A 19,613-nucleotide genomic window follows, 5' to 3' on the forward strand; every position below is an offset into this window, starting at 1 on the left:
CTCCCGAGTTTTAAATTAATAAGTCTCCCCATGATGGACTAAGGCAAACCCTGAATAGCAGCGAGATTTCTATCCAAGTAAAAGTATCCAAAAAGAAGATCCTGGTAATTGATTCAACTTGAGATTTCCGCCACCTTCAATAACAGCCAGCGTGTCAAAGCGACTAATTTCGGTAACTCCATTTTTAACGACGGGCAAGCCGTTTGTTTGAATAGCTAAATCTCGATTATTGTTGATGGGAAACACCAATAATTAATCGAAGGAAGTCATTACTAGCTGAATGTTATCCTGACCTTGGGTAAAGTTCCGAATTGTCGCAAAACCCGGCCCGATGTAGAACTGTTGGAGGCTCGACAAGCCCCCCCTAGTGCCTACTGGGAACTCTGACAAGTCGCCGAGCACGAATGTATCGCGGCCGTTACCGCCAATGAGAGTATCGAATTCATTGCTGCCATCACTTTCATACCGTCGCAGGCCCCTAGGGGCTTCTACTTCAACTCCAATTAATTCGACCTTCCCCACCCCTACATCAGTGAGGATGTCATTGCCGGAAGTTCCGACAAAAGTCACCGGCCGGCCCGTCGGATCGAATTGCCCAACCTTGAAATAGTATTCGCGAGGGGTTTTCAAGGTTTCAGATATGATAAGCCCACCGGCCTCGTTATTGAAGAATTGCGGTTCAAAGAAAGAAGTAGGCAACCGACCGTCTTTGGCCCCGAATTGAATGAAATGCTGGTAGCCATTTTTAAAAGTTCCATTCTGAATAAACGGCTGCAAATCTCGGTTAGTTGCTACATAAAATGCTTCGTCATACTCAGCCGATACGCGAGTGCGACCCTCTTCGTAACCGTATTGGATAAAGTGATCTAAGCCTGTAGCAAAAGGCGCATTTGGGTTGACAGTGCGGACAAAGGGTTTAAGGTCTGGATTTCCCTCAAGGTAAGTATCTTCGTCAAAGTACCGCGATATTTTTGTGAGGCCCGCGGCTTGACCAAATTTTTCAAAGTGTTCTCTTCCAGATTTGATGATTCCTGCATCAATGGCTGGTTTCAGCCACGGATATGAGGCAAGGTAGTATTGTTCGTCAAAGATATCGTAATTCATTAGACCTCTTGCAAAAATCCTTTTCATCAATTGATGGGACGGGCTCTCCGGCCCATCCCACAAGAAAACATAACTCTTGTGGGATGGGCCGGAGAGCCCGTCCTAATTATTTTTGCAAGAGGTCTATTGTTGCTCTTTTAAGAACGTAAAGTGCGATCGTACTTTTTCCTAGCACATTACCCTACAACCAACAAAAAAGTCATTAATCATCAGCATTAGCTAATGACTGATGACTGATGACTAATGACTAATTACTGATGACTAATGACTATCCAATCAAGAAAGTACCGTTACCGTTAGATTCTTGGAAAGTCAAACCCAAGGTTGCTCCTCCTTCAATCACGCCGAGCACATCTCCAAAACGTTGGATTGACAAATTGTTGCCAACCGGAGTCAGGCTGTAGCCGTTTAAAGAAGTTCCTTGCAGTTGGATAAAATCGTTTTCGATGTCGAAGTTGCGAATCGTAGCTTGACCGTTACCCAAATACAGCGGTGTCGGGGTGACATTCCCGGCTGTAGCAGGAACTCCCAGTACGAATATATCAGGTCCCGGACCGCCAATCAGGACATCGAACTCATTGGTACCAAAGCTTTCATACTGCCGGTTGCGGCTGGGATCGATACCTACTTCCACTCCAATCAGTTCGGTATTCCCCACACCAACACCAGTGACAATATCGTTGCTGCGGCTACCAACAAAAGTTGCCTTGCGACTTGGCTCGTTTTTCCCGAAATTGAAGTAGTGATCCCGACCAGTGTTCAAGGCTCCAGAGTTGACAAACGGTACAATGTCGGGGTTTTCTTTTAAGTATTCGGGTTCAAAAAACGAAGTTCCAAAACGACCTTCTTTTGAGCCGAATTGAATGAAATGCTGGTAGCCTGATTTGAAAGGTGCATTGGGGCCGATAAACTGTACCAGATCTGAGTTATTTTTTAAATAAAAATCTTCGCTGTACTCAGGTGATACTTGGGTGCGGCGCTGTCCTTCATCGTAACCGAACTGGATAAAGTGATCGAGGCCGGTCGCAAACGGTGCGTTTGGATTAACTGTGCGGACGAACGGTGCAATGTCTGGGTTGGCGGCAAGGTAAGTAGCTTCGTCAAAATAACGCGATACTTTAGTTAAGCCGCCTGCTTCACCGAATTTTTGAAAGTGTTCTAGTCCCGATTTGATGACTCCTGCATCAATGGCTGGTTTGACCCAAGGATATGAGGCGAGGTAGAATTGTTCGTCGAAAATTGCGTAGTTAGCCATGTTTCCCCTTCAGGTTTGGATGAGTTTGAGAGTTTATAGCAATTAGCTTTCCATGAACTAGATCGCCGATCAGGAATTTACACAAAACAGACATTATTAAATGGTTTTAAGTTCCTGGTAAAATGTCAACTTTTGTGACTCGGCAATTATCCGAAGGCTACATTATGCCTTCACAAATTATGCCTTTTTCCCATCAGTTAATTGGTGAGCGCAAGTTTGATATATTCTACAAAACTTGGAACTTTTTTCAGGATTTCTTCCTCAATGGTTGGTTAATTTTTAATTATTTTTATCCAATCCATTAATTCTATGCACATTATAAATTTATTGTCAAGTAAAATTTTGTAAATAAAATATGGAGTATTTGCTCAAGGAATTTATAAAAAAATGTAACGAAAAGTTGGCCTAAATTTGTCGAATTGTGTCATGTGCAGGCTCAAATCGCCTAATGGCAAGCATTTTCTGGTAAAAATGCTTATGGGATAAAAAAATTCCCGATTCCCGAAAACAGCATCTTAAAGGAGCCTAACCGGATGTTCACTCACGTCAAGCCCACCATTCGCCACGTCGTGCCGGAAAACTTGCAGGGGCGATCGCTCATGAAGGTGGTCTATGTCGTACTAGAACCGCAGTATCAAAGCGCCCTCTCCGCAGCGGTTCGAGCGATAAATAACAAAAATCCGAATCTGGCAATAGAAATCAGCGGCTACCTGATCGAGGAACTCCGCAGCCCGGAAAATTACGAGGCCTTCAAGCGGGATGTGGCGGATGCCAATGTATTTATTGCTTCTCTAATTTTCATTGAAGATTTGGCCGAAAAAGTGGTAGCGGCGGTGGAACCGCTGCGCGACAGCTTGGATGTCGCCGTTGTCTTCCCGTCGATGCCAGGGGTGATGCGACTCAATAAAATGGGCAGTTTCTCGATGGCACAGTTGGGACAAAGCAAAAGTGCGATCGGCGAATTCATGAAAAAACGGAAGGAAAAATCCGGGAGTTCCTTCCAAGACGGAATGCTGAAACTGCTGCAAACTTTGCCGAAAGTGCTGAAATATTTGCCCATCGACAAAGCCCAAGATGCCCGCAACTTCATGCTGAGTTTCCAGTATTGGCTGGGCGGTTCCCAAGAAAACTTGGAAAACTTCTTGCTGATGCTGTCACATAAATATGTATTCAAAGGCCAGGAACAGCTAACTTTTCAAGAGCCCGTTGTCTACCCGGATATGGGAATTTGGCATCCTTTGGCACCGTCGATGTTTGAGGATGTAAAAGGATATCTCACCTGGTATAATGCCCGCAAAGATATTTCCGCAGACCTCAAAGATCCCCTCGCACTTTGCATCGGTTTAGTGTTGCAGCGGACTCACTTAGTCACCGGAGATGACGCGCACTACGTAGCAATGGTGCAGGAATTTGAGGCAATGGGCGCGCGGGTTCTACCGATTTTTGCCGGCGGTTTGGACTTCTCGAAACCCGTTGAAACCTTTTTCTTGGAAGTTGGGGCGAAAGGTGTGACACCGCTGCCGATCGTTGATGCGGTGGTTTCTCTGACTGGTTTTGCCCTGGTGGGCGGCCCGGCGAAACAAGATCACCCGAAGGCGATCGAGACTTTGAAAAAGCTAAACTGCCCTTACATGGTGGCTTTGCCGTTGGTTTTCCAAACGACGGAAGAGTGGGAAAATAGTGATTTAGGATTGCACCCGATTCAAGTTGCTTTGCAAGTTGCCATTCCTGAGTTGGATGGCGCGATCGAACCGATTATTTTGTCGGGAAGAGATGGCGCAACTGGAAAGGCGATCGCCCTCCAAGACCGAATCGAGGCGATTTCCCAGCGCGCCTTGAAGTGGGCAATGCTGCGCCGTAAACCAAAATTAGATAAAAAAGTTGCGATCACAGTTTTCAGTTTCCCGCCCGACAAAGGCAACGTTGGAACAGCAGCTTACCTCGACGTTTTCGGCTCGATTTACGAAGTATTGAAAGCCCTAAAAGGCAACGGTTACGACTTGCCAGAATTGCCGGATTCCGCCGAAAAACTGATGCAAGAAGTCATCCATGACGCAACAGCCCAATACCAAAGCCCGGAATTAAATGTTGCTTACCGGATGTCCGTAGCTGAATACGAAGAATTCACTCCTTACTCGGAACGCTTGCAAGAAAATTGGGGTCCGCCTCCGGGACATTTGAACAGCGACGGACAAAATTTGCTGATTTTTGGCAAACATTTTGGCAATGTGTTTATCGGAGTGCAACCTACTTTTGGATACGAAGGCGATCCGATGCGGTTGTTATTCTCTCGTTCTGCTAGCCCGCACCACGGTTTTGCTGCTTACTATACATATTTGGAGCGCATTTGGGGTGCGGATGCGGTGCTGCACTTTGGCACTCATGGTTCGCTAGAATTCATGCCCGGTAAGCAGATGGGAATGTCTGTCGATTGTTATCCTGACAGTTTGATCGGCAAGATTCCTAACCTCTATTATTACGCTGCTAATAATCCGAGTGAGGCAACAATTGCTAAGCGCCGCAGTTATGCTGAAACAATCAGTTATCTGACTCCTCCGGCGGAAAATGCTGGTTTGTACAAAGGTTTGCAGGAACTCAGCGAGTTGATTGCTTCCTATCAAACTTTGAAGGATACGGGCCGGGGTGTGGCGATTGTTGATGCGATCGTCGAAAAATGCCGTTTGGTGAATTTGGACAAGGATATCGCCTTACCTCCCGAACAAGAAAGAGGGGTTGCTGCGGGAATGACTTCGGAGGAACGAGACAATTTAGTTGGCTTGGTTTACCGCAAGTTGATGGAGATTGAGTCGCGGTTGTTACCTTGTGGTTTGCATATTATTGGTAAGCCGCCGACTGCGGTGGAGGCGATCGCAACTTTAGTAAATATCGCCAATTTAGACCGCGAAGAAGACAACCTGATCAGCTTGCCGCGAATTATCGCTAACAGTCTGGGACGCGATATCGAAGAAGTTTATACCAACAGCGACAGAGGCATTTTAACAGATGTCGAATTGCTGCAAAACATCACCTTGGCCTGTCGGGATGCCGTTGGCGCTTTGGTGAAGGAACAAACCGATGCTGAGGGTAGAGTTTCCCTGGTTTCCAAGTTGAATTTTTTCAACATGGGCAAGAAAACACCTTGGATTGAAGCTTTGCACGCCGCCGGTTACAAAAAGGTCGATCCAGAAGCGATTAAACCGCTGTTTGAGTATCTGGAATTCTGCTTGCAGCAAGTTTGTGCCGATAACGAATTGGGCGCTTTGTTGCGCGCGTTAGAAGGCGAGTTTATTGTGCCTGGCCCCGGTGGCGATCCGATTCGCAACCCGGATGTTTTGCCGACGGGCAAGAATATGCACGCTTTGGACCCGCAGTCAATCCCGACGACGGGGGCGGTTAAGTCTGCTAAGGTTGTAGTCGATCGGCTATTAGAAAGACAGCGCCTTGATAACGGTGGCAACTATCCCGAAACCATCGCCGTTGTGTTGTGGGGAACCGACAACATCAAGACATACGGCGAATCACTCGCGCAAGTAATGTGGATGGTGGGAGTGAAGCCAGTTCCCGACGCTTTGGGCCGGGTAAACAAACTCGAATTGCTTTCTTTAGAAGAGTTGGGACGCCCTCGGATCGACGTAGTAATTAACTGTTCCGGCGTATTCCGCGACTTGTTCATCAACCAAATGAATTTGTTAGATAAAGCTGTGAAAATGGCAGCGGAAGCCGACGAACCGTTAGAAATGAATTTCGTCCGCAAACACGCCTTGAAGCAAGCGGAAGAAATGGGAATCAACCTGCGACAAGCAGCAACCCGGGTATTTTCCAATGCCTCTGGTTCCTATTCATCTAACATCAACTTGGCGGTGGAAAACAGCACCTGGGAAAGCGAAGCTGAGTTGCAGGAAATGTACTTAACTCGCAAATCCTTCGCCTTTTCTTCCGATAATCCAGGAACAATGGAACAAGACAGGAAGATTTTTGAATCCTCCTTGAAAACTGCGGAAGTCACCTTCCAAAACTTGGATTCTGCGGAGATTTCGCTAACCGACGTGTCGCACTATTTCGACTCCGATCCGACTAAATTAATCGGCAGTTTGCGCGCAGATGGGAAGAAACCGACATCCTTTGTTGCTGATACGACGACAGCGAACGCGCAGGTACGGACGCTATCAGAAACCGTGCGTTTAGATTCGCGGACTAAGCTGCTGAATCCGAAGTGGTACGAGGGGATGTTGTCGCACGGCTATGAAGGCGTGCGGGAGATTTCTAAGCGTCTGGTGAACACGACTGGATGGAGTGCGACTGCTGGCGCTGTGGATAATTGGGTGTATGAGGATGTGAACTCTACGTTTATCGAAGATGCGGAGATGCAGAAGCGTTTGCTGAATCTGAATCCTCATTCGTTCCGCAAGATTGTCAGCACTTTGTTGGAGGTGAACGGCCGGGGTTATTGGGAGACTTCGGAGAGTAATTTGGACAGGTTGCGTGAGTTGTATCAGGAGGTGGAAGACCGGATTGAGGGGGTAGACTAAGGTTCCGAATTAGTGTAGAATGGTGTCAGGGTAAGCAATTACCCTGACACTTATTTTTAGAGTATTAAAGCAAAGACAATAATGAAAATTTTAATTAATGGCTCAAACAGACAAACTAATAGCTAAGCTGATGCTTGGGGCATCGGATGCTAACTTTTCCTTTAGCGATTTATGTGAAGTTCTCCAGATTTTAGGATTTGAGGTAAGGATTAAGGGAAGTCACCATATTTTTAGTAAGGAAGGTGTCGAAGAAATTCTAAATCTCCAACCACAAAAAGGAGATAGCTCAAAAGCTAAGCCTTTTCAAGTTAAGCAAGTTCGTGCAGTAGTTTTGAAGTATAAACTGGTCAATCAAGATGATAATGAAGTATGAAGTAATTATTTACTGGAGTCAGGAAGACCAGACTTTTATTGCCGAAGTGCCTGAATTACCTGGCTGCGCCGCCGATGGTGAAACTTATCAAGAAGCTCTGCAAAATGTAGAGGTGATTATGCAGGAGTGGATTGAGACTGCTCAGGAATTAGGGCGAATTGTCCCTCAACCGAAAGGTAGATTGCTGTTTGCATAGGATTTGTGCTAAATCTTGAGTCGGTTTGCTAAAGTGCGATCGGGCTTACAGAATTAGCAGCAAAGTTAAATTAACCCGCTACGGTACATTTTTGCGGTCAAGGTGGTGTTTACTCCTGTCACAGGCGCTGAGATTACCTCGATAGCTTGACACTGATATCATATTATGATATCATATCAGGATATTTGTGCCTAAACCAAGTGTGATATGGTTGTTGACAAACCAGTAGAATCCTTTGCCAAACTGAATTATAGCCTCTCAGATTTCTGCTTCGAGGCGAGTAGAAGTTATGCTGTCAGTAGCTCCGCTGGCGCGCTGCAACTTATGCCGCACTTGGTTGAGTCACAACTCAGCATTAACATAACTAAGGAGCTATTTATGGAGCTGAATAATAAACAGCGCAAGATTTTAGAAGCAATTTTTACAGACCCTATACTCACTAATATTAATTGGCAAGATATTGAAAATCTATTTATAGCTGTAGGTGCTACTATTACTCAAGGACAAGGTTCGCGGGTTCGAGTTTTATTAAATGATTTTAGAGCAGTTTTTCACGAGCCACATCCTCAAAAAGAGACAGATAGAGGAGCGGTTAAATCTGTTAGGGAATTTTTGATTAAGGCAGGGGTTGAACTATGATGACTTAGCTGTTAAGGGGGCAATCCTGATTAATTGCCCCAAGTTAAGAAGGCTACATTTAATCGAAGATTCATCTACCATAACGTTCCCAAGTGTTTAGAGAGCAATAATTATTACAGCCATGATGACTTATAAAAGTTACACAGCCCATGTTGAAGTAGATTTAGAAGCGGAAATTCTTTTCGGGCGAGTGCTTGACATTAATGACGTAGTGACTTTTAAGGCGAAAACTATTGAACAAGCTCGCCAAGAATTCCAAAATTCGATCGACGATTATTTAGAGTTTTGCAAAGAATTAGGACAGGAACCGGATAAACCTTTTTCAGGTAAACTTCCCTTCCGCACTACTCCCGAAAATCATCGCAAAATCTTTATTGCTGCAAAGAAAGCTGGTAAAAGTATTAACAATTGGATGGATGAGGTTTTAAGTAGAGCAGCCGATCGAGCAATTAATACTTAATTAGCTAAGGATAATGAATGCTGTGCTGCGATCGTATGTTGAACATCACATCAAGAGCGGTCAATAAATGTGCGATCGCCCTTTTTTTCCCAAGTCCGCGCGAGCAAAGCTATCTTCCCGCATGGGTTCGGTGAAGGGTAGGGAATCGCCCATCTTTATTAAGCCTCAAACGGGTTAATCAGTGTGAGTTCAGCAATCCACTGAAAATCCCCTATATTTCTTGTTACTAAAGTTCTGTCATATACCAAAGCTGTTGCCGCAATAATAGCCTCCCCAAGTGTCATTATCCTTATCTGTCGCAACAGGACTGCGCGATCGAGTACAGCGTTAGAAATTGGTAGAACCTCCACCACACCAAAGAATTCCTCAAAGTACAATCTATACTCTTCAGTTAGCCGATGATAACCCAAGACTTCAAGGTAACTTATTGCCGATACAACTATGTCATTTTCGCCAATAAAATGCCTAATCTGCGAGTTTTCTGGCTGGGAAGCGTAGATAATAATATCACTGTCTAGCAGCATTCATTATTCATCCCTACCTGGAAGTGGACGGTCTTGACGCAAATCTCGCTGCCATTCCACTGGATCGCTAATATCAGCAAAGACATTATTTGCTGCAATTTTTTCCAATATTTCAACTATTCTCTGACGGCGAAACTCCGCACTTAAAGTCGATCGCTCTTCTTGTAAAGTAACGTAAACTCTGACAAGGCGATCGCCTTGTCTTGGAACCTCATTAGCCCATTCTAAAAGGTTTCCCTTCAATATAGCCTCGAATATTCGTTGCATAGCTAATATCAACTATTATTTATTTTTACTATTATAGCCCTTGGATTACTGGCTCGCCCTTTTCTTCCCTATCTGACTCATCCCATTCTGCTCTAAGTTGCAACTGTAATTCCAAAGCATCTACTCGTTTAGACAAAAAACCTCCCCATCTCTTTAAATTTGTCCTGGGCAATCTTTCACTACTACCCTCAGTCTGGGTTGTTACCCGATCGCGAACCAATGCTGACAATACTTCTAACAGTTGCTGTTGCTCTTCAAGAGTGAGATTTTGAGCCTGACTCAGTACCTCGCTATAAGTAGACATAGGCTTTATGTTGAAATTTTTTGGCTGATTGTTATTATAGCAATTTAGGATTGAGGGAAGTGCGATCGCCCTTTTCTTCCCAAAGTACGATCGCCCTGAGCTTCCCCTGCAGGGCAGTTTATTTTTGAGAAATATTGGCAGTAACTTTAATGTTATCACCTGCGCTTCAACCCCAGCACGCTGAGAAAAAAGCTCGACAAAACCATCTGCAAACCGACAGTAAGGCAAGTGAGCGAGGGAATAACCAAACGCAGAGTTTTAGAAGGGTAGAGAGTACCGAAAGCCGTTTTGCTCCAGATAGTTAATGACAAGAACGAGCCAACTATTCCGATTAAAATCAGCGTGACTCCGACAATCAATCCTGTCTCTAACGTGACATAGCGAAATATTTTGTTGAGTTTGGGGTCTTCGGGCAGGAATTTCTCGCTGATGGCAAAAATCTTGGTGAAAAAAGCGAAAGTTACTGCTTGAAAACCGATGATAATTGCGATCGCACCATACAGCAGCGTGTGCACATCAAAGCTGATACTCCCAATCTTTTGAGTACCGGGTAACAGCCAAACCACGATAATTAGACCCCAAATCATCAGCGCAGTACCCGGATACAAAAACAGCCACCGAGGACTGTAAAGCAGCAAAAATCGCAGGTGCCGCCAGCCATCTCGCCAAGTTCGCAAGTGCGGCGGCCGGCTGCGGCCGTCGGGAGAAAGTACAGTTGGGATTTCAGTTATCCGCAGCTTGTATACAGAAGCCTTGACTACCATTTCGCTAGCAAATTCCATCCCCGTTGTTTGCAAGTCGAGTTTCAAAATAGAGTCTCTCCTAAAACCCCTGAGTCCGCAGTGAAAATCGCCGACGGGACTTGCAAAGAATAGCCGCCCAACCCATGTCAGCACCGGATTTCCTAAATATTTGTGCAGCGGCGGCATTGCACCCGGTTTGATGCCCCCTTGAAAGCGGTTTCCCATTACTAAGTCGAAACCTTCTCGCAACTTGTTGACAAAAGCGCCGAGGTTTGAAAAATTGTAGCTGTCGTCAGCATCGCCCATGATAATATACACTCCGCGCGCTGCGATGATGCCTCCCATCAGGGCGCTGCCGTAGCCCTTGGCTGCTACGGGCACAACTCTGGCTCCCATTCGGGTAGCGATATCTTGAGAACCGTCAGTGCTGCCGTTGTCTGCTATGATGACCTCGCCGACAATATCAAGTTCGCGCAGGAACTTCTGTGCCTTCTCGATGCAGATTTCTAAAGTTTCGGCTTCGTTCAAACAAGGCATGAGTATCGATAGTTCTAGAGTGTATTCTCCGCTTTGGTTGGTCTGCTCTGCCATATATTTGTTTGACTCTCGATCGCGATCGACCATACTTGATTTTCCCGTATCTCTGCTTAAAATATTAGTGGTGAATAAAACCTAATAAAACTTAACTAAAGTTTTTCTAGTTCTTGGAAACGGCAATTCTTGATTGTACTATAGGTTAGTAAACTTATGAATAGAAGCGTTTTTCTGTTATTGCTTGCTGCAATATTGTGCGGCGTCGCAGGTCAATTCAGCCTGAAGGCAGGGGCTAAAATATTAGGGCCGATTGGCGCTGCTAATTTAATGGAAAAAATTATAGCAATGGCTACTCAGCCGTTGATTGTAGGCGGTCTTTCTTTGTATGCAATTTCTTCGATCGGCTTTATTGTAGTTTTGTCGCGGGCAAACCTTAGCATAGTCTCGCCTTTACTGTCAATTAGTTACCTGTTTACTGTTTTAGGCGGCAAACTTATATTTCACGAGCCTTTGCCACCGCTGCGGTTAGTAGGCGTGGGGCTAATTATGACGGGAGTAATTTTTGTACTCAGAGGTCAAGTAGGGGGAGTGAGCGGGGGCAACTAGCGATCGCTTTTAAGATTGACGCTTGAGTGCTTAATTGATAACTTAGGTCAAAGGGTGTATTTGAGCCTTCTGTTATGAAATGATGCTGCTGTATGTCTAATATTTCTGAGCCTGTGAATCCCCATCAATTATTGAGCGATCGCACCGCAGTTCTTGCTACCATGCACCAAAAAGAACGCGTGATGGCTCCCGTTTTGCAACGAGAATTGGGCGTAAAAATCCTAGTACCTGCGGAGCTTGACACTGACACTTTCGGCACCTTCACCAGAGAAGTTAAACGCTTAGGAACACAAATAGAAGCGGCTCGCCAGAAAGCACAAAAAGCTCTAGAAATTGCGGGCGAAACTCTTGCCTTTGCCAGCGAAGGTACTTTCGGCCCTCACCCAATGATGCCGTATCTACCAGCGAACAGAGAAATCGTAATTTTATTAGATCGAGCCAACAATCTAGAATTAATCGGCGAATCTTTGTCCGTGGAAACTAACTACAGTCACCAGTTAGTTTCCAGTATAGAAGAAGCAGATGATTTTTCTAAAAAAGCAGGATTTCCCGAACACGCACTGGTGGTTATAGTTGGCGATGCTGCACTCGGTAACGGCGAAATTGTCAAGGGCATTAGGACAGAAAAACAACTTTTTGACGCTGTGACAACAGGCTTAAAAAAATCGTCAACCGGTCGAGTTCACGTCGAAACAGATATGCGGGCGATGTACAATCCAACTCGGATGAAAAACATCGAAAATGCAACTCTCGATTTAGTTAAAAAATTCAAGCAATCCTGCCCGGAGTGCGGTTGGCCGGGATTCGATATTGCTGAGACGAAAATCGGATTGCCCTGCGGACTTTGCTATTTTCCGACTCAGCTAGTGCGATCGGCAATCTATAAATGCAAAAAGTGCGGTTATACTAAAGAAGAACTATTTCCAGACGGTCGAGAGACTGCCGATCCTTCTCTCTGTCAGTATTGCAACCCTTAAAAATAAATTACTAATGATAGCCGTAGAAACAGAACGCAATTGGAAACCCGTTATTAAAGAATTTGAAACTGTAGTCGGCAAAAAAGGCGTTGTACAGCGCCGCGAAGAATTGATTGTCTATGAGTGTGACGGACTCGCCAGCTACCGCCAGCGCCCCGCCCTGGTGGTATTGCCTCGAACTACCGAGGAAGTGGCGCAAGTTGTCAAAATATGCGATCGCAACTCAATTCCCTGGGTGGCTAGAGGCGCAGGAACCGGCCTTTCCGGCGGCGCTTTACCTGTAGAAAACTGCGTGCTGATTGTCACTGCCCTGATGCGAAAAATCCTGAAAGTAGACTTAGAAAATCAGCAAGTTGTTGTGCAACCGGGAGTAATTAATAACTGGGTAACGCAAGCAGTTAGCGGCGCCGGTTTCTACTACGCGCCCGATCCTTCCAGTCAAATTGTTTGTTCGATTGGCGGCAACGTTGCGGAAAATTCTGGCGGGGTTCACTGCCTCAAATACGGAGTTACAACGAATCACGTTTTAGGATTAAAATTGGTACTTCCCGACGGTTCTATTGTCGATGTCGGTGGCGAAATTCCCGAAATGCCCGGTTACGATTTAACTGGTGTATTTGTCGGTTCTGAAGGCACTTTAGGAATCGCCACAGAAGTTACTCTGCGAATTCTCAAAGCGCCAGAATCGATTTGCGTTCTCCTAGCGGATTTTTCCAGTATAGAAGCAGCGGGCGAATCGGTTTCCGATATTATCAGCGCGGGCATTATTCCCGGCGGCATGGAAATCATGGACAACATCAGCATCAATGCTGTGGAAGATGTGGTGGCAACTGGATGTTATCCCCGCGATGCGGCGGCTATTCTCCTCGTAGAAATCGACGGTTTAGAAGTGGAAGTTGCCACTAACAAACAGCGGATAGCTGATATTTGCAAGCAGAATGGAGCGCGAAATATCACAACGGCTCATGACCCGGAAACGCGCCTAAAAATTTGGAAAGGGCGGAAAGCTGCTTTTGCGGCGGCGGGTCATCTCAGCCCGGATTATTACGTGCAAGATGGCGTAATTCCACGAACCCAAATGGCTTATGTTTTGAAAGAAATTGAGGGTTTGAGTGAGAAATATGGTTATCGAATTGCTAATGTATTTCACGCGGGAGACGGGAATTTACACCCGCTGATTCTGTACGATAACTCGGTAAAAGGTGCGCTGGAAAAGGTGGAAGAATTGGGCGGAGAAATTCTCAGGCTTTGCGTGAAAGTTGGGGGAAGTCTTTCGGGGGAACACGGCATCGGTGCTGACAAGAAGTGTTTTATGCCGGATATGTTTTCGGAGGTAGATTTGGAGACGATGCAGTGGGTTCGTCAGGTGTTTAATCCGAAAGGTTTGGCGAATCCTGGGAAGATGTTTCCGACGCCGAAGACTTGCGGGGAAGCGGCGAGGGCTAAGGTTGAAACTTTTAAGAAGTTGGAGGGTGCAGAGGTTTTTTAATTCGCTATTTATGCGGGTAAGGTGAGCCGAAAAGCACCTGATAATTGTCTCTACAATGGGGAGGAAGAGCCTCTAAATATGCGTTCCCAGCCAGAGTCGGGGAACGAGAAAAAACGATTTTTATCGTTTTTGAGGAGTGCGAGCGTCCCGATCGCTTGTTTGCCTATATATCAAGTTGGTAAGGTGCAGATTGCACATTCCGTGCTAATGTGCGATCGGCATTTTGATAGTAAATTCCGTGCCCTTCCCCAATTCCGAAGTACAATATAATTCGCCTTTGTGTCTTTCTACAATAATTTGATAGCTAATTGACAAACCCATTCCCGTGCCTTTACCAATGGGCTTGGTAGTAAAAAATGTATCAAATATCTGCTGTTTGACTTGCTCAGTTATTCCCGGGCCGTTGTCGGCAATTTTAATTTCTACAAAATTGCTGGCTACTTCTGTGCAAATCCTAATTTGGCTGGGATTATCTCGCATTTCTTCACAAGTTCGCCTAGTGTTCGCATCTTCTAAAGCATCGATCGCATTGCTGAGAATATTCATAAAAACTTGATTGATCGGCCCAGCAAAACACTCAACAGTCGGCAATTCTCCGTATTGTTTTACAATTTGAATGGGCGGCTTTTCTCCGTTCCCTTTCAAACGGTGATTTAGAATTAACAGCGTGCTATCAATACCTTCGTGGAGGTTAACGAGTTTCATCTGTGAATCGTCATGGCGCGAAAAGTTCCGCAGCGACTGCACAATCTGGCAAATCCGCTCGACACCAACGCTCATTGAAGACAGTATTTTAGGTAAATCTTCTGCTAAAAAATCGAGCTCATTTTCTTCTCTTTTCTGTTGAATCTCCGCGACTGGGTTAGGATAGTGCTGTTGATAAAGTTCGAGGTGTTCAAACAAGTCTTGAGTATAATTTGTGAGATGAGCGAGATTGCCGTAAATGAAGCTGACTGGGTTGTTAATTTCGTGAGCGACGCCAGCAAGTAGCAATCCCAAACTAGACATTTTTTCGCTTTGAACTAATTGGGAATTAGTGGCTTTGAGTTGGTTAAGTGTGGCGGCTAGTTGAGCGGCTTGTTCTCTGCTTTGCGCTTCGGAATTATGCAAGGCTTCTTCGGCTTGTTTGCGCTCAGTGATGTCTCTCTGCACGCCAATAAAATGAGTTAATTTGCCCATGCGATCGCGCACGGGAGATATGGAGAAACAATTCCAGAAAGCGGTTCCGTCTTTGCGGTAATTCTTTAATATTACCTTGCATTCGCTTTCTGTTTGCAAGGCTTGGCGAATTATTTCTACTGCCGCCGGATCAGTATCGCTTCCGTGCAAAAATCTGCCGTTTTTTCCGATAATTTCCTGCCGCCGATAACCTGTCATGCTTTCAAATGCGGGATTGCAATAAATAATTGGATTTTCGGGGTGAGTGGCGTCATAAATCGTAACTCCGGTGCTAGTAGCTGCTATAGCCCGATCGTACAACCAAAGCATTTCTTCTGCCCGCTTGCGATCGGTAATGTCCCGCAGCGTAGCTAAATAAGCCATTTCTCCCTCCCATTCCGTTTCCACCAGCCGCATTTCTACTACAGCATTTGCTTTCTGCTTGCGAATAGCTTCAACTTCTGTTTGCACGACGCGCATTCCTGCTGATTCTGTTTCTCCAACTTGGGGAATCATATCCGTGTCCATCTCAATGTCGCAAGCTGAAGCTTCTACTACCAAATTGCCAAAAAATTCTTGACCTAAAAGTTCCTCTGCTTTGCAGTTAAACAGCGCTTCTGCTGACGGGTTGGCAAAACATACAAGTCCTCGCTTGTTAACGATTGCGATGCCGTCAGCATTTTTTTCGATCGCATTCCGAAACCGAGATTCGCTAGCTTTCAAATCCAGCTTTAGCTGTTCTATTGCTCGTTCCATCTGCTGCATTTCGCACAGACTAAGACTATAAGCTTCGGAAATATTGGCGTGTGTCGAGTTCTCGGCTGATTTTTGGGGCATCTGTTGGTAGCCTGTTCTAGTGGTCAGATTTGGAGCAGTTTTTTTATGGTTCCTGCTAATATTACTGAGCTTATTTTCTGGATCGGCTTCTTGAAAAAACATATTTCTACCCTACCAAATTCTTGTTTAGATTAAAGTGTTGCGATCACCCTATTTTCCGGGAAATTTAGGGATAGAGCAATTTACACCCGATGCTAGCACATGACTTTTAGAATTCATCATAAAACATCATTAAAATTCAACAGCTATCGCCCTATAATTATCTATTAAGTTTTATTAAGTAATTTCAACAACATTGACACTTACGTAGCGACACAAACTGTGAAAGCTGGATATGGCTTCAATCCCTCTCGCACTCATAAAATAATCAGTTCCACGCAAAAGTCGTAAATATTTAGAGGCCACTGGTCAGTATAAAATATTATATAATTTTGACAACAAATATACTTTATATTAGCGGACTCATCCTTAAATGTGCAAAAATAATCATAATTAGCCATTACCAAATCCTCTCCCTGCAGGCAGATGTGATATAGAATATAACCTGTCTATTTTTGCGATCGCAACTTCAAACCAATGGCACGTCTAGCACTTCTGAGCGTATCCAATAAAACCGGGCTAATCGACTTAGCGCGCAGTCTAGTAGAAGAATTTGAATTTGACATAATTAGCAGTGGCGGGACAGCAACGGCCCTCAAAGAAGCTGGGATTCCAGTCACCAAAGTTGCGGAATATACTGGTTCTCCTGAAATTTTGGGAGGGCGAGTCAAAACACTCCACCCGCGAATCCACGGTGGCATTTTAGCACGCCGCGATGTACCGGAAGACCTCGCAGATTTAACCGCCAATCAAATTCGGGCGATCGATCTAGTTGTAGTCAATCTTTATCCATTTGAACAGACAATTGCTAAACCGGGAGTAACGCTTGCAGACGCAATTGAACAGATAGATATCGGCGGGCCAGCGATGCTGAGAGCTTCCGCCAAAAACCACGCTCATTTGACAGTGTTGTGCGATCCAGAACAGTACAATACTTATTTAAAAGAATTGCGGGAAAATGGCGGCGAAGCATCCTTAGAGTTTAGGCAAAGATGCGCCCTAGAAACCTTCAAACATACAGCAAACTACGATCGCGCGATCGCAACTTATCTCAGCAGCAGCCAATCCGCTGAAGAATCTTCGCTACCCGAAGAGTTTAATTTATTAGGAAAAGAATTGCAAACTCTCCGCTACGGCGAAAATCCCCATCAAGCCGCCACCTGGTATCAAAGCGGAAGTACACCGACAGGCTGGACGACTAGCACCATCCTGCAAGGCAAAGAATTAAGCTACAATAATTTAGTAGATTTAGAAGCAGCTAGGCGGCTAATCGTAGAATTCCCAGACACACCAGCCGCCGCTATTCTGAAGCATACAAATCCTTGCGGCACAGCCTTGGGAACAACTATTTCTGAAGCTTATCAAAAAGCCTTCGACACCGATTCAGTCTCAGCTTTCGGTGGAATTGTCGCCCTCAACCGCCCGATTGATGCTGCTACGGCGACGGCGTTAACTAAAACATTTTTAGAATGTATCGTCGCGCCGGGGTGCGAACCAGAAGCAGAAGAAATTATCAAGAAAAAGGCGAAAGTGCGAGTATTAATTTTGCCAGATTTGACTCAAGGGCCGCCACAAACAGTTAAAATTATTGCAGGCGGTTTGCTGGTGCAAGACTCAGATCATGTAGTAGAAGAAACTAGCAAATGGCGGATTGTTACCGAGAAACAGCCGACGGCGACAGAGTTGGAAGAATTGCTGTTTGCTTGGAAAGTAGCGAAACACGTCAAATCAAATGCGATCGTTGTGACGCGCGATCGCACTACAATCGGTGTGGGCGCCGGACAAATGAATCGCGTGGGATCGGTTAAACTAGCATTGGAACAAGCAGGAGACAAAAGCAAAGGAGCGATTTTGGCCAGCGACGGTTTCTTCCCCTTCGATGATTCAGTCAAAACTGCGGCTGAGGCGGGCATAATTGCGATCGTGCAACCGGGCGGAAGTATGCGCGATCGAGATTCCATCGAAGCCGCCAACCAACTCGGAATCACAATGGTTTTCACTGATATTCGGCACTTTTTGCATTAGGAATAATACCTAGACCAATTCTCCAGTGTGTACCATATTGTAGGGATACAATAGTGTTTGTTGGTGTCAAAAAGCGCGTTCAAACCTCAGTCCGCCCTTAGCGGGTGACAACGTACCTATAATGCTTGCTGCATAAAGGATAGAGCCAAGAAGCCGCGCTGAAAATAGAGACGTTTATGGGGTTTGAGCGCAATTAGACTTGTTACCCAATCGTTCCATAATTCCATCCCATAGATCCACCGTTGTCCATAGAGGCTCAGACTAAATTCACTTTGGCGTGGGGTTTTGTCTTGATGCTCCTTGATCCGTCCAGCATAAATTTCTATCCCTAATTTCTTGATCCATTGCCCGTGAATCGTCGCCAAACTATAAGCTATCGCAATCAACAAGACTAAGGCTAAAAAGCGAGCTTCATTGACCTTGGTATTTTCTAAATTATAACCACCACTTTTGTAATCTTTGAACATCTGTTCGATACCCCACCGACAACAATAAACATCTAAAGTAAGCTTCAGATTGGGGAGATTGGTCAGAATATACCAAGGTTCTTTTTGCCCTGGCTTACGATATTTTCTTTTCCAATATACAGCCAGATTAAATGGTCCTAAACCGTCTCCTTTATTTGCCAAAATATTCTGATAAAAATTGGACATCCCAGGTTGAAAGCCAAGCTTTTTGAGCACTTGATAGTCTTCACCTAAATTCTCTTGAAATTGGAAGTCCTTTTTCTGACGTAGTGCAAAGGATACGCCCCTGGAATCAAGCCATGATGCGAGTTTGGGGCTATGGAACTCTCGATCACCTAAGACCAAGACGGGATAGTTCTTAAACAGAAGAAGGACTGTACCTAAAAGTCGTTTTTGAGTCTTGAGGTCACTGTTACCTGACTTCTTTAAGACTTCCCAATATATCGGAAGAGCATGAGTTCCCCAGACCAGACTAACCATAAATATATTGTGTCCTTTCCACTGTGTTCGGTCGATTGCAATGATCCAATAGCCATACTTTTGATGCTTGAGTTTTCGTACACAACGACGTTGTTCTCGGTTTAAGCGCTTTCCCGTTTGCTCTTGACGAATCCAATATTTAATCAGGGGAAACCACAACAGTTTGACGCACAACTGAGGCAACACTAAAAAGCGTTGTAAGTTTCGTTTGCGGCTTTGATATTGAATCGGTTGAGGAAAGACACTGGCTAATACCGAGAGTTTGACCTGACGATGAGCCTGAAGCAATAACAACAGCAGTTGCAAGGTTAAGTATTGGCTTTCATTGAGATGAGGGAGCAGAATTTTTTGGTATAATGGTGGCAACATTTTGTTTTTTGGGGAGCCCGTGTGGCTCCTTATTTTTTTACCTTACCATTCTCTCAAACCTTTGTCCTGTTTAGACTAGAGGTGCCTTGTCACCCGCTAAGCGAAACTAAGGGCGAGAGCTGTTACTGGAAAGACTATAAAGCCGTGTGTTTAGATAATGTTTATTCGGGAGCATTTT

At 45.0% G+C, this 19,613-nt stretch carries 18 protein-coding genes; 9 read left to right on the forward strand and 9 right to left on the reverse strand.

The annotated features are described in order from the left end of the window. Window positions 1-69: 69 nt before the first annotated feature. The 3 genes from QUA40_RS04440 to QUA40_RS04450 all read right to left on the reverse strand — a co-directional run bounded on the left by QUA40_RS04440 (window position 70) and on the right by QUA40_RS04450 (window position 2,359). Complete coding sequence (locus QUA40_RS04440) at window positions 70-246, reverse strand: hypothetical protein (RefSeq protein WP_333122098.1); 177 nt, start codon at window positions 244-246, stop codon at window positions 70-72. Window positions 247-252: 6 nt separating this feature from the next. Next, window positions 253-1,104: a calcium-binding protein gene (locus tag QUA40_RS04445; RefSeq protein WP_333122099.1), complete on the reverse strand. Its 852-nt coding sequence runs from the start codon at window positions 1,102-1,104 to the stop codon at window positions 253-255. Window positions 1,105-1,372: 268 nt separating this feature from the next. Continuing rightward, on the reverse strand, window positions 1,373-2,359 hold the full coding sequence (locus QUA40_RS04450) for a calcium-binding protein (protein ID WP_333122101.1): 987 nt from the start codon (window positions 2,357-2,359) through the stop codon (window positions 1,373-1,375). A gap of 533 nt (window positions 2,360-2,892) precedes the next feature. Between QUA40_RS04450 and QUA40_RS04455 the strand changes: the two genes are divergently transcribed. The 5 genes from QUA40_RS04455 (at window position 2,893) to QUA40_RS04475 (ending at window position 8,556) form a co-directional block, all read left to right on the forward strand. Then, window positions 2,893-6,888: a magnesium chelatase subunit H gene (locus QUA40_RS04455; protein WP_333122103.1), complete on the forward strand. Its 3,996-nt coding sequence runs from the start codon at window positions 2,893-2,895 to the stop codon at window positions 6,886-6,888. A 97-nt stretch (window positions 6,889-6,985) separates the two neighbouring features. After that, window positions 6,986-7,261 carry a type II toxin-antitoxin system HicA family toxin gene (locus QUA40_RS04460; RefSeq protein ID WP_333122104.1) on the forward strand — a complete coding sequence of 92 codons (276 nt, stop codon included), beginning with the start codon at window positions 6,986-6,988 and terminating at the stop codon, window positions 7,259-7,261. After that, the gene (locus QUA40_RS04465) at window positions 7,245-7,457 is read left to right on the forward strand and encodes a type II toxin-antitoxin system HicB family antitoxin (RefSeq protein WP_333122106.1); all 213 of its coding nucleotides are present in this window, start codon (window positions 7,245-7,247) and stop codon (window positions 7,455-7,457) included. Before QUA40_RS04460 ends, QUA40_RS04465 begins: the two co-directional genes overlap by 17 nt. 378 nt (window positions 7,458-7,835) lie before the next feature. Further along, window positions 7,836-8,096, forward strand: coding sequence for a type II toxin-antitoxin system HicA family toxin (locus QUA40_RS04470; protein WP_333122107.1), 261 nt, complete (start codon window positions 7,836-7,838; stop codon window positions 8,094-8,096). Between the two features lie 121 nt (window positions 8,097-8,217). After that, on the forward strand, window positions 8,218-8,556 hold the full coding sequence (locus tag QUA40_RS04475) for a type II toxin-antitoxin system HicB family antitoxin (protein ID WP_333122108.1): 339 nt from the start codon (window positions 8,218-8,220) through the stop codon (window positions 8,554-8,556). 158 nt (window positions 8,557-8,714) lie between these two features. Here the strand turns inward: QUA40_RS04475 and QUA40_RS04480 are convergent, their stop codons facing one another. The 4 genes from QUA40_RS04480 to QUA40_RS04495 all read right to left on the reverse strand — a co-directional run bounded on the left by QUA40_RS04480 (window position 8,715) and on the right by QUA40_RS04495 (window position 11,018). Further along, window positions 8,715-9,080: a type II toxin-antitoxin system VapC family toxin gene (locus tag QUA40_RS04480; protein WP_333122109.1), complete on the reverse strand. Its 366-nt coding sequence runs from the start codon at window positions 9,078-9,080 to the stop codon at window positions 8,715-8,717. A gap of 3 nt (window positions 9,081-9,083) precedes the next feature. Then, window positions 9,084-9,347 (reverse strand): hypothetical protein, encoded by a 264-nt coding sequence (locus tag QUA40_RS04485; RefSeq protein ID WP_333122111.1) that lies wholly within the window; start codon window positions 9,345-9,347, stop codon window positions 9,084-9,086. A 31-nt stretch (window positions 9,348-9,378) separates the two neighbouring features. Beyond that, window positions 9,379-9,651, reverse strand: coding sequence for a hypothetical protein (locus QUA40_RS04490; protein ID WP_333122112.1), 273 nt, complete (start codon window positions 9,649-9,651; stop codon window positions 9,379-9,381). 155 nt (window positions 9,652-9,806) lie between these two features. Next, window positions 9,807-11,018, reverse strand: coding sequence for a glycosyltransferase family 2 protein (locus tag QUA40_RS04495; protein ID WP_333122114.1), 1,212 nt, complete (start codon window positions 11,016-11,018; stop codon window positions 9,807-9,809). A 123-nt stretch (window positions 11,019-11,141) separates the two neighbouring features. Here QUA40_RS04495 and QUA40_RS04500 point away from each other — a divergent pair, with 123 nt between their 5' ends. From QUA40_RS04500 to glcD, 3 genes are all read left to right on the forward strand, one after another. Then, window positions 11,142-11,534, forward strand: a complete 393-nt coding sequence (locus QUA40_RS04500) for a transporter (protein WP_333122116.1) — start codon at window positions 11,142-11,144, stop codon at window positions 11,532-11,534. A 92-nt stretch (window positions 11,535-11,626) separates the two neighbouring features. Then, a complete protein-coding gene (locus tag QUA40_RS04505; RefSeq protein WP_333122118.1) occupies window positions 11,627-12,511 on the forward strand; it encodes a DUF6671 family protein in 885 nt (294 codons plus the stop codon). A gap of 13 nt (window positions 12,512-12,524) precedes the next feature. Then, window positions 12,525-14,000 (forward strand): glycolate oxidase subunit GlcD, encoded by a 1,476-nt coding sequence (gene glcD, locus QUA40_RS04510; protein ID WP_333122119.1) that lies wholly within the window; start codon window positions 12,525-12,527, stop codon window positions 13,998-14,000. A gap of 204 nt (window positions 14,001-14,204) precedes the next feature. Here glcD and QUA40_RS04515 read toward each other — a convergent pair whose 3' ends face one another. Beyond that, window positions 14,205-16,097, reverse strand: coding sequence for a PAS domain S-box protein (locus tag QUA40_RS04515; RefSeq protein WP_333122121.1), 1,893 nt, complete (start codon window positions 16,095-16,097; stop codon window positions 14,205-14,207). A gap of 474 nt (window positions 16,098-16,571) precedes the next feature. Between QUA40_RS04515 and purH the strand changes: the two genes are divergently transcribed. After that, window positions 16,572-18,119, forward strand: coding sequence for a bifunctional phosphoribosylaminoimidazolecarboxamide formyltransferase/IMP cyclohydrolase (gene purH, locus QUA40_RS04520; RefSeq protein WP_333122122.1), 1,548 nt, complete (start codon window positions 16,572-16,574; stop codon window positions 18,117-18,119). A gap of 116 nt (window positions 18,120-18,235) precedes the next feature. Here purH and QUA40_RS04525 read toward each other — a convergent pair whose 3' ends face one another. Beyond that, window positions 18,236-19,435: an IS4 family transposase gene (locus QUA40_RS04525; RefSeq protein WP_333122123.1), complete on the reverse strand. Its 1,200-nt coding sequence runs from the start codon at window positions 19,433-19,435 to the stop codon at window positions 18,236-18,238. Window positions 19,436-19,613: the final 178 nt, after the last annotated feature.

This window comes from Microcoleus sp. Pol11C3 (genome assembly GCF_036701485.1).
Taxonomy (GTDB): Bacteria; Cyanobacteriota; Cyanobacteriia; order Cyanobacteriales; family Microcoleaceae; genus Microcoleus.